We start from the raw sequence: 12,353 nt of genomic DNA on the forward strand, positions 1-12,353 counted from the left end.
TAAAAAAGTTTTTTTGCATTTCCCTACCTATAATTGCTAATATAGTAGAGTAGAACTTTTATAGAGAGAAGGAAAATTATGCACAATGGAATTCGAATGACAACTTTAGTAAAAAGGGCTATGTTAGTTTGTGCGGGGGTATTATTCACATACGAAGTAGCTTTTGGATCAGTACATACTGCTCTAGCTAGTACAGAGGATGAAGCAAAATCTGTTCAACTTGTAAGTGAGATTCAAACATCTCTTGCTCCGAAAGAAGCTCCAAAACATTATAACGGGCAAGTTAGAAAAGTCGCTTATTTAACATTTGATGACGGTCCTGGAAAATACACAGCTGAGCTTTTAGATATGTTAAAGAAAGAAAATGCAAAAGCAACATTCTTCCTAATTGGTTCAAACGTAAAAGCTTTCCCTGATCTTGTAAAACGCGAAGATGCTGAAGGTCACTACGTTGGGATGCACAGTATGACTCATAACTACAAGAAACTTTACACTGAAGGTCATTACGTAGATGAAATGAAGGAAGACCAAGGCTTAATCGCTGGTGTTTTAGGTAAATCACCAGTATTAACTCGTCCATCTTACGGCTCTATGCCAGGATTAAACGAAGCTCTTCGCAACAAAGTTGTAGAAAATGGCTTAAAAGTTTGGGATTGGACAATTGATTCTTTAGACTGGAAATATAACAAAATGCAAGTTGATGCTGCATCTGCTAAAATTGTAGAAAACGTGTTACATGGTGCTACAAATCCAACAGAAGTTATCCTTATGCATGATATTCATCCACAATCAGTAAAAGCAGTTCCTGGAATTATTAAAGGACTGAAAGAAAAAGGATATGAATTAGAAGCATATAATGAGAACGAACACTTCCCATTAAACTTCTGGCATGATAATCGTATGTAATGAAAAGACTTGATTTCCTTTAGCTGGGAATCAAGTCTTTTTATCATTTTGGGAATTACTCCTCGTATATTCGACTCAAACTCCCCCTTCTCTAATATCAATAAAAATTCAAAATCACATGTTATACTATAATTTAGTTTAAATAAGTAGGTGCCATATGATCGTATATACAGTACAAACCGAAGAAGCATGGAAACAATTTAAGAAACTTGGTTATTTAGAAGGTAATAAAGAATTCATCGATCCAGACGATGTATATTCATATGACTGGATGGTGCGCGTCGCTAAAACAAGATTGCCTCATTACGAAGGTAACTATCCTATTTGGGTCTGGGAAGCAAATAATTACCCAAATCGAAATCATAAAGCTTGGGGTAGAACAAATTCAAAAATGGTAATTTTAACACTAGATGTACCGAGAGAATGGGTACTATGGAGCTATTTTGACTATTGGTGCTGTGCTATGACTGATGGATCAACATATTTACATACAAAAAATAAGTGTACTTTAGATGAATGGTATACATATATGGATAAAGAATACGGGATAACATTTGATTTCGACTATTTATTATCTCATCCTGATTGGTGTCTAGGTAAAGAGGATTCGTTAGAAAAACAAGGTGTTATCGGCAAAATACCCCTTTCCTTCGTGAAAAAAGTAAGACGTTTTCGTGCTAAGACAGATAAGTCTATTAGTAAAATCCGAAGTGATAACTGGGATAATAGAAAAGAAAACCGCATTAAAAAGATGAATCGAAAATTAAGAAAGCGAAACGATAAACAAAAAAGAATACAAAAGCGACTTATACGAAATTAAAACATATATCAAAATACAGTAAGAAATTATGGATTGAATATACAAATTCAATCCTATTTTTTATATTATCAACACTTTAGCACATATTACTCTTAAGGAGTGATATGTATATGGATTTTCTTTCAGCCGAATATTTGTCCGCCCTACTTGCCATCATTGTAATTGATTTAGTGTTAGCCGGTGATAATGCCATTGTAATTGGATTAGCAGCAAGAAGATTACCGAAAGTTCAGCAAAAGAAAGTTATTATATGGGGAACTATCGGGGCAATCGCGATTAGAGCCCTCGCTACCTTAGTTGTTGTTTGGTTGTTAAAAATACCAGGGCTACTTCTAATTGGTGGTGTACTCCTTATATGGATTGCTTATAAATTAATTGCTGAAGGCAAAGATCATGATATTAAGGCCGAAGAAGGATTTTGGTCTGCTATTAAAACCATTATTATTGCTGATGCGTTAATGGGCATCGATAATGTACTCGCTGTTGCAGGAGCTGCCCATGGTAACTTTTCTTTAGTAATCATCGGATTATTAGTGTCTATTCCAGTAGTCGTATGGGGCAGTACATTGATTTTAAAATGGGTAGATCGTTTTCCTGTCATCATTACGATTGGAGCAGCCGTTTTAGCTTATACTGCCGCGAAAATGATTGTAGATGAGAAATGGTTCGCTGGATTTTTCGAAAGTAACCCTTTGGTTAAATGGGCATTTATCATTATTATCATCATCGGCGTAGTTTTCTTCGGAAAGGCTAAACAAAAAGCAACAGCTGGTTCTGTCTCATAATGATGGTATATTTACAAATAAAAGGCGCTATTCATATGAATAGCGCCTTTTATTATTTATTTAGCTTCCCCTTCCGGAGTCGTTTTTACCTTCGTTTTGTTTTTATCGCGGTTGTTATAGTTATACTTCGAACGATCTACTGGAGTGAATCCTTCCGGTGTGTAGAATCGTAATAAGTCACCATTCACGACTTGGTCAGAGTATTTTAGTGAGTTTTGAACCATTTGTTCATTTTTCTTTATTTCATCTGTAAATTCTACAGGTTTTCCAGTAGTTGTATCATAGTATTTGCCGTTTAGTGCAGTAACTGTTGGGCTTACGTAGTTACCGTTACGGAACGCAACGACTTGTTTATGATCTGGTGATAATAAATCAGAACCGAATTGAACATAATTCTTTGTATCTGTACCTAGTAAGTGTAATAGCGTTGGAAGAACGTCAATTTCACCACCGTATTGATGTTGTACGCCACCTTTCACTCCTGGTACACGAACGATTAATGGTACACGTTGTAACTGTGCATTTTCAAATGAGTTCATTTCTTTACCCATTACTTTTGACATTGCTGCGTTATGATTATCTGAAATACCGTAATGGTCTCCGTACATAACAATAATTGAGTTATCATATAAACCAGATTGTTTCAAGTAATCGATGAAGCCTTTTACAGATTCATCTAAATAGCGTGCTGTTTGGAAGTACGTATCTACTGATGAATCACCTGTTGTTGCTGGTTCAATCGTTGCTTCTGCCTTATCGATTGGATAAGGGAAATGGTTCGATAACGTAATAAACTTCGTATAGAACGGTTGTTTCAACGTTTGTAATAACGGAATAGATTCATTAAAGAACGGTTTATCTTTTAACCCGTAGTTTACTACGTCTTTTTCATTCATATCGTAGTATGACGCATCAAAGAATTTATTAAAACCAAATGATTTATAAATATCGTCACGGTTCCAAAATGTTTTGTAGTTACCGTGGAATACTGCTGATGTGTATCCTTGTTGTCCTAAAATAGCTGGTGCTGATTGATACGTATTATGAGATTTCGTTGTAAAGACAGAACCTTGCGGTAAACCAAACATTGAATTCTCTAACATAAACTCCGCATCAGATGTTTTCCCTTGTCCTGTTTGATGGAAGAAGTTATCAAAATAAAGTGTATTCGCATCTTTTGTAAATGAGTTTAAGAACGGTGTAACTTCTTGACCATTTAATTTGTAATCAATTAAGAAGTTTTGGAATGACTCTAAATGAATGTAAATTACGTTCATTCCCTTTCCTTTACCGAAATACTCAGGATTTGGACTTGCATAAGTTGATGTTAAATAATTTCGTACTTCTGTCATATTATCGCCATCAGCTAATGCTCGTTCTGTCGATGCTTTCGCACTTTGAATTCCATCATAAATTGTGTAGTTGTATGCACCTAAATATTTCACAATATAATTACGGTCAAACGTTCTTGTTAATAATTCAGGACGGTCAGACTCTGCAAGACCTAAGTTAACACTGAATAATAAAATACCTGCTACAAATACTAGAGATAATTTATGCTTCGCAACACGAATTGGTTTTGGATTTGCAAATTTTGTTGCGACTAACACAATTAATATAATCGTGTCTAAGAAGTATAATGGATCATAAAGATGTAGCAACGCAAGAATACTACCACCTAAATCTCCAAAGTTATTCGTTTGTGTTAATGTCGGGAACGTAATAAAGTCACTGAAAAAGCGATAGTATACTACGTTTGCGTATAAAAGAATCGACAATAACAAATTAATGATAATTAACCAAATATAAGATCGTTTCCCTTTTGCAAATAATGCAAGTCCTAAAAATAGAACTGCTGAACTAAGCGGGTTAAAAAACAGCAAGAATTTTTGAATTGTGTTTGAAATTCCTAAATTGAATTCCGTTACATAAGCTGCATATGTTTTGAGCCACAATAAAATAACGGCAAACAGAAAGAATCCAAAATGATTGCTTAACACACTTTTGCTCTTTAATAAGAACTGTTTCATTTCTCCACCTCTTTTGATCATCCAAGGCTTATTTTTTTATAAGTCTGTCTCTCTATTCAAATTTTCTTCTTCAAATAGATTATCTTTATTTAACTATATGAAGAATATTAGTAATTATAATTTGAAGCTAGTATTTATTCAACTATTTCTTTCTAGACATTTTGACCTTGGTTTCTATTTAACAAAATAAATTTGTAACATTTCCTGTTTTCTCCCAAGATTCATCCACTAATTATGACACCCCATACTATATACCTTTATAAACTCATTCGCAAACTATTCTATCTCCAAATTTGGTACATATTTCACATGACAAAATAATACGATTTGATTATATTACTCCACTTACATTTCCCTTCTTCAACTAACTCTTTAAATCTTAAAGTCATTACATCCCTTCATACATGAAAAAATTCTCCTGTTCATTAATATTATATTTGAATAATTATTCATTTGACCGACCAGCGATGTTACGTTTTCTCGACAAAAAAACTCGCTCTAAAAAGAGCGAGTTTTTTCATTATATATTATTGACCTTTGTACATTGCATCTACTTGTTTTTGAAGTTCCTCATTTTCTAAGAACTCATCATAAGTAGCCTCTTTATCGATTACACCGTTTGGTGTTACTTCGATAATGCGGTTTGCAATTGTTTGCACGAACTGATGGTCATGAGATGTGAATAAGATTGTACCTTTGAATGCAATTAAACCGTTGTTTAATGCTGTGATTGACTCAAGGTCTAAGTGGTTCGTTGGATCGTCAAGTGTGATTACGTTCGCACCACTTAACATCATTTTAGATAACATACAACGAACTTTTTCGCCTCCAGATAATACAGAAACGTTCTTTTTAACTTCTTCACCTGAGAATAACATACGGCCTAAGAAACCACGTAAGAAGCTTTCAGACTCATCTTGTGGAGAAAATTGACGTAACCATTCAACTAAGTTGTAATCACTATTCTCAAAGTACTTAGAGTTATCTCTTGGGAAGTAAGACTGAGAGGTTGTAACACCCCATTTGAATGAACCACTATCAGGCTCCATTTCACCCATAAGAATTTTAAATAATGTTGTCATCGCAATATCGTTACGGCCGATAAATGCAACTTTATCACCTTTATTTAAAGTGAAGTACACATTATCTAACACTTTTTCACCATCAATTGTTTTAGAAAGACCTTCAACAGTTAATAAGTCATTTCCTACTTCACGCTCAGGTGTGAAACCAACGAATGGGTAACGACGTGATGACGGTCTAATATCATCTAATGTAATTTTGTCTAATAATTTTTTACGAGAAGTTGCTTGTTTCGCTTTAGAAGCGTTTGAACTAAAGCGTGCAATGAAGTTTTGTAACTCTTTTACTTTCTCTTCTTTTTTCTTATTAGCATCTTGTGTTAATTTTAAAGCTAATTGGCTTGACTCATACCAGAAGTCATAGTTACCAACATAAAGTTGAATTTTACCGAAATCAAGGTCAGCCATGTGCGTACATACTTTATTTAAGAAGTGACGGTCATGGGATACTACGATAACTGTGTTTTCAAAGTTCATTAAGAAGTTTTCTAACCATTGGATCGCTTTTAAGTCCAAGTGGTTAGTAGGCTCATCTAATAATAGAATGTCAGGTTGACCGAATAAAGCTTGAGCAAGTAATACTTTTACTTTCTCTGCACCAGTTAATTCTGACAATTTCTTATCATGAAGATCTTCACCAATACCTAAACCTTTAAGAAGGATTGCAGCTTCTGACTCAGCTTCCCAACCGTTAAGCTCAGCGAACTCACCTTCAAGTTCAGCAGCACGCATACCATCTTCATCACTAAAGTCTTCTTTCATGTAAATAGCATTTTTCTCTTGCATTACTTTGTAAAGTTGCGTGTGACCCATAATTACTGTTTCTAATACTGGGAACTCTTCATATTCGAAGTGGTTCTGTTTTAATACTGCTAGACGCTCACCTGGCGTAATATGTATGTCACCTGTTGATGGTTCAATTTCTCCAGATAAAATCTTTAGAAATGTAGATTTACCAGCACCGTTTGCTCCGATTAAACCGTAGCAGTTACCTGGCGTGAATTTTATGTTAACATCTTCAAATAATTTGCGATCCGCGAAACGCAAACTAACGTTACTTACTGTAATCATTTGTGTCCTCCTACTAATACCGCTTATTTCAGCGTTTTCTCACCGATTGTCTTAAAAAATCGCATATTACGACTCAATTATTGTAGACTATAGCTATTATATAGTAGAAGCTGGATGAATAGCAACGGTTGATTGCTATTCCTTTCTTTCCAAACTCGAATAAAACCTTTGTTTTTAATTAGATTAAAGTTACATACACGTTTTAAAGAGGATTCATTTTGAAAAAACATTTATAATTGGAGCATTATGTTTATCAATTGAAATAACACAATAATTTGTATGCATTTCGCATTATAAATAGCAAACTAAAACGCTCAGAAAATATTCTGAGCGTTTTCATTTCCTTCTCCAACTAAAGCACCAGGTAGTGTAAAAAGCTATTTCACCATTTGTATTGTTAACTTATCTTTTAACATTGACCTATATGAGTCAATTTCATATTTTGTATTATTGATTTTTTCTTTTTTCATTTTTAACATATCGAATATTTCTAACTCTAAATTCCTTCTAGCTTCAAGAACTTTTATCGCTCCTTCTACCCCTGAATGGTTATGTTCTTTCCCATAGCCTTGGTTCGTGTAATAGTCGACAATTCCTGTGGACCATTCTGGATTTCTTTCTTTTAATGCCTTCCTAAATGAAAATTCAAGATCATCTTGTTCTACATAAAATAACATTGGATTTAAATTCTCTATGATTTTTGCAACTTTCATTACATAATTTATTATTTTTTCTTTTTGTTCACCGTATTTAATCATCCCAATTGTTAATGGATTTTGTATGAAACAACATTCAAAAATATAAACCTTATTATCTTCTAGAGCAATTTCAGCAAAGTCATTCCATTTGTCAGCAATTAATTCAACATTTTTATCGAATGGCAATTCATATATATCGTTTTTAAAAATATCATTACATAATTCGTCCGAAAACTGGTCACCAAACTCATTTTTTATCTTTCTGTATGGTAATAAATAATTGCTTCCTTTTTTTAAAACTCTTTTAAGAAGCACTTCTTTAAAATCTCCACTGTTAGATACTAATCTATCGAATTCAAATTTATTAAAACAAGATACACCATCATAGTCGGCGGGGTGATTCAAATTCCCCTCTAAAAATAGTTCAACTTCAATTTTATTTTGGCTTAGAATTTCATTTATTAGCTTTGCAGTGGTCGATTTTCCAAATCCAGGTAAACCTTCTACTATTATTAGTTTTGTATTCATATTTATAAATCCCTTCCTTCAAAGTATTTAACCAAGATTTAAAAAATTACTTACTCCACTGCAATCACTCCTTCAAAATACGATATTCAACATTTCCTTTGAAAAATCCTTCTTAAAGTAACCTGACCGTTAGTTTAAGAACATTTTTTTCACAATCTCTATCATTATTTTAACATAAATTTCCATTTACCTTTTAAAAAAAGATAGTCCACCATTATTTGAGTGAACTATCTAAAGTAAATTATATCTTTTAAATCAAATACTTTGTCAGTAATCCCCAATCGTTGCGCTGGTGTTTTTACTGTTTTCTTTTTCTCTTCCTTTGCAATTTAACTAGATAAAAGTACTTAAACAATGCAATAACAATTAAAAAAGGGATTCTAAATCATATGTGATTTACATCCCTAATTTGTGTGTTATTTTATATGTTCTCTCCCATAACTGAAACAGTTACTTTTAAAAGGGGATTCTTTTATTTTCTTTCACTTAATTTCTTTGCATAATTCTTCATTTTACTCGTTAAACCTATTAAAGCAGGTAACAATATTGGCATCACAATGATAGCTAATAGTAACAACGCAACGCCAACTACGGATGCTACTTGTATAAGCGTTAATACACCTGAAGGGACTAATGCAGCAAATGTACCACCTAAAATAAGTGCCGCTGATAATACGACTCCTCCGATATGACGAGAAGCAGTTACAATTTTCGTCGCTGGGTCCCCTTCTAACTCATTGTATCTCATCATTACAAAAATACTATAATCCACTCCTAAAGCGACAATCATTATGAAACTAAAGAATGGAACATTCCAGCTTAATGAATCTACATGTAAAATATGCGTACTAATTTGTTCACTTATCCCTAATGATGCAAAGTAAGCTAATAGTAACGATCCAATAATAAAGATGGTGTTTAATAATGAACGTGTAATCACAATTAATACAATCGCGATTCCAATTAACATAATTGTAGCTGTACGTAAGAAATCTTGCCCAGTTACTTCTTTTAAATCAACGTTTCTAGCTGTCGTTCCTCCGATTGCTGTTTTCGCATGATTTAATTCCGACCCCTTCAAAGTACCCTCTATTGTGTTATTGATTTCTTGAATAATTGGCATCGCTTCTTTTGAATACGGATTTACGTCTAAAATGATTGTCATTTTAGCAGTCTTTCTATCATGTGACATGTACGTATTCAAAGCTTTTTGGAAATCTTCTCCCTCCAAAACTTCTTTTGGAATATAGAATTTCTCAGAGCTTTTTGATTCGTTCAGTTCTCCTAAATATTTCTGAGCATCCCCTAGGCCATTACTTACCTTTTCAAGGCCTTCTGTACTTTTAGTTAGTCCGGATTGTAATTGACCCATCTGTTCTTGCAAGTCTTTCAGTCCGGTTAATAGCTGACCTTGCCCATCGTTTATTTTCGTTAATCCGGTTTGTAACTCAGATGACTTGTTCGCAATTTGTTTTGAACCTGAAGCACCTTCATTTAATCCATTTTTAAGATCAGCTGCTCCTTTTTGTAACTTAGTAACTCCATTGTTCATTTCTTTTAAGCCATTATCCACTTTCAATAACGATTGATTCGCTTCTTTAAATGATCCCATCGCCGCATTATGCTGCGCTTTCAATTTATTTAATTCATTTGAAAGCCCACCTAATTGCTTTTGAGCCTCTTTAGCAATTCCTATCGTCTGCAGAATGTTAGGATCATTTGCTAATTCTGGTTTCGTTTGAATGAAATTGGTCATTAACATTTCAATTTGTTCATAACCTTTCTTCGCACCGTCAATCGCTTGAGAAATACTTCCGAAGTATTGATCGTAAGAACTTAAACCTTTTTCTAACTGTGTATAGCCAGCATGAAGTTGTGAAGTTGCTTGAGATAATACACTTATATTTTCATTTACTGAAGTTAACCCACTCTCAATTTGCCGCGCACCTTGTGCTCCGTCATTTATGCCATTGGATAGTTGATTTAAAGCTGTTCCTAATGCTGATACACCACTTTTCGCTTCATTTGTTCCATCAATTAACTTTTGAACGTTCGCAAGACTATTTGAGTCCTTATTACCCATCTTATCTTTCGCAGTAGTTAATCCATCATTAATTTCCTTTATACCACCATTGGCATCTCCTAAACCTGTATTTAGTTCACCCGCTTGTTTATTTATATATAGTTCTTTAATCCTATCACCAGTTGGACGTGTCGGTGAATATACTTCTGAAACACCTTTTACTTTCAAAATCTTATCAGTTAGTTCATCTAAAGTTTGAAGCGAACTCGCCTCATCTAACTTGTTATTCGATTGAATGACTAACGTACTTGGTGAAGAAAAACCAGGTGGAAAATGTTCTTCTATTACGTTAATCCCCATTTTCGACTCATATTTATTGTCTACTTCAAATAAATCGTTGTAATTAAGTGTATTAGAATACTTTAATATGAAAGGAATTGATATCACGAATACAATAATTAAAGCTACAAATGGTCTCACTACTGAGTTTTTCGCAAAGAATCCCCATAGACGACTGTCTTCATGACCTTTAAATGTTTTAACGGGATAAAACATCCCTTTTCCTAAAAGCACCATAAAAAACGGATTTAACGTAGTTAATACTAGTAATAAAACTGCGACACCAATTGCTACCGCTGAAGTAGATTGATATAGTTTAAAACTCGCTAAAGCAAGAGATGCAAAACCAATTAGTACTGCTATCCCGCTATATAAAACGGTTTTCCCTGCCGATTTAAATGTTTCTTTCGTAGCCAAAAATGCGTTTTCTTGTTTACTTAATTCTTCTTTAAATCTCGTAAATAATAAAATGTTATAGTCTGTTCCAACCCCAAACAGGACAACAACGACAAACACTTGTGTAAAGTTAGAAAATGGAAAATTAAATTGATCTACTAAATGAGCAATAATCCCCATTGAAACTAAATATGATACCCCAACAGTAAGAAGAGAAACAATTGGAACAATAGGTGAACGGAATACAATGATTAATATTACAAGAATGAAAATGATTGAAATAACTTCAGTCTTTTTCACTCCCTCTTGAGAAGATGTAAGGAAATCTCCTGCTATTAAATCACTTCCTGTTAAGTACGTTGTTACCCCTTTCGTTTTCACTTTATTATGAAGGTTATTTGTAACTTTCGATATTTCACCATGCTTTTTATCTATCGATATTTGCGTTAAAATAGTCGTATTATCTTTAGAAACTAATTGTTTCTCTAATTCTTTATTATCTAAATGTGAAACAACTTCTTTAATTCCTAATTGTTCTTTTTCATTTTGCAAAGCGTTGATTGTTTTTATTATTTCCTCTTTTTGCTCAGTCGTTAAAGCTGTTTTACTGTCACTATTAAAAACAACTATAATGTCATACTTTTCTGTCCCGTCTTTATCCATTTCTTTTATCATTTTGTCAGCAATACTACTTTGTTCTGTATTAGGAATCGTAATGTGCCCTTTTTCTTTCACTAATTTATCCATATTAGGCATCGTTACGATCATTGTAATGGTAATAACTATCCATAATAGAAAAGATAAACTTCTCCAATTTTTCAGCTTGCTCATTTGCATCATCTCCCGCGATTAAAATTTACGTTAGTTACGGAATGAATATTCATTCCTATTATTCTATTACATTATTTTGTAAACTCTATTAAACTAGTCTTTCCGGAATGAATATTCATTCCTTTAGTTGCACAAATACCCTCTCCTACTCTCATTTTTTAATTCTATTTAGGAATGAATATTCATTCCTGTCCTTATAAAGCTATAGAATCAAATGATTCTAATAGCGTTCCAAGAGCTTTCTTCCAATTCTTTTACTAACTCTTTCGAGTATTCTAATTGCCCTGTTGCAATTACTTTCGTTAATTTTTCTAACGGTTGATATACAATAATAATTAAAGCAACTGGAGGCAATGGACGAAGCAAACCTTTTGCGATTCCATCTTCAATAATATTCATAAAGAAGCCTATAAAATCGTCAAATATTTTCTTACTCTGCTCATCAAGAAAATAACTATCACAGTGAGAATTTGTAAATAAAAAAGCATCCACATTGTTTCTCGCAAATTCAAATAAACGGTTATACGTATGACTAAACTGTTCACGAATATTTGCTTCAACAGGAAAATCCGTTTTTATCATTTCAGAAAGCTGTAACATACTTTTTGAAAATAATGAGTTAACAAGCGCCTCTTTATTTTCAAAATAGCGATAAATAGTACCCGCACCGACATTTGCTTTTTCAGCGATCATTGGAATTGTCGTACCATCGTAACCACGCTCTGCAAAAAGTTGCATCGCAGCATCAAAAATATCCTCTTGTTTGTTTTTAGCCATTTTTTCCACCTCTATTTTCAGGAATGAAAATTCATTCCGTTTTTAATTATAAATTACAGGGAATAAA

The 12,353-nt window shown here is 33.4% G+C and carries 8 protein-coding genes; 3 read left to right on the forward strand and 5 right to left on the reverse strand.

Annotated elements, in window-relative coordinates; genetic code table 11:
* Positions 1-78: 78 nt before the first annotated feature.
* The 3 genes from MR112_RS14610 (at position 79) to MR112_RS14620 (ending at position 2,511) form a co-directional block, all read left to right on the forward strand.
* Positions 79-906 (forward strand): peptidoglycan-N-acetylglucosamine deacetylase, encoded by an 828-nt coding sequence (locus MR112_RS14610; protein ID WP_000551452.1) that lies wholly within the window; start codon positions 79-81, stop codon positions 904-906.
* A gap of 157 nt (positions 907-1,063) precedes the next feature.
* The gene (locus tag MR112_RS14615) at positions 1,064-1,726 is read left to right on the forward strand and encodes a DUF3841 domain-containing protein (protein WP_242245067.1); all 663 of its coding nucleotides are present in this window, start codon (positions 1,064-1,066) and stop codon (positions 1,724-1,726) included.
* A 110-nt stretch (positions 1,727-1,836) separates the two neighbouring features.
* Positions 1,837-2,511, forward strand: coding sequence for a TerC family protein (locus MR112_RS14620; protein WP_227900839.1), 675 nt, complete (start codon positions 1,837-1,839; stop codon positions 2,509-2,511).
* 56 nt (positions 2,512-2,567) lie between these two features.
* Here MR112_RS14620 and ltaS read toward each other — a convergent pair whose 3' ends face one another.
* From ltaS to MR112_RS14645, 5 genes are all read right to left on the reverse strand, one after another.
* Positions 2,568-4,541 carry a lipoteichoic acid synthase gene (ltaS, locus tag MR112_RS14625; protein WP_000808770.1) on the reverse strand — a complete coding sequence of 658 codons (1,974 nt, stop codon included), beginning with the start codon at positions 4,539-4,541 and terminating at the stop codon, positions 2,568-2,570.
* Between the two features lie 527 nt (positions 4,542-5,068).
* Positions 5,069-6,694 carry an ABC-F family ATP-binding cassette domain-containing protein gene (locus MR112_RS14630; RefSeq protein WP_000633864.1) on the reverse strand — a complete coding sequence of 542 codons (1,626 nt, stop codon included), beginning with the start codon at positions 6,692-6,694 and terminating at the stop codon, positions 5,069-5,071.
* A gap of 377 nt (positions 6,695-7,071) precedes the next feature.
* Entirely contained in the window at positions 7,072-7,920 is an 849-nt protein-coding gene (locus MR112_RS14635; RefSeq protein ID WP_001093195.1) for a P-loop NTPase family protein, read from the reverse strand.
* Positions 7,921-8,392: 472 nt separating this feature from the next.
* Entirely contained in the window at positions 8,393-11,509 is a 3,117-nt protein-coding gene (locus tag MR112_RS14640; protein ID WP_227900840.1) for an MMPL family transporter, read from the reverse strand.
* Between the two features lie 210 nt (positions 11,510-11,719).
* Complete coding sequence (locus tag MR112_RS14645) at positions 11,720-12,286, reverse strand: TetR/AcrR family transcriptional regulator (RefSeq protein WP_001107309.1); 567 nt, start codon at positions 12,284-12,286, stop codon at positions 11,720-11,722.
* Positions 12,287-12,353: the final 67 nt, after the last annotated feature.

Source organism: Bacillus cereus group sp. BfR-BA-01330 (assembly GCF_022663885.1).
GTDB lineage: Bacteria > Bacillota > Bacilli > Bacillales > Bacillaceae_G > Bacillus_A > Bacillus_A cereus.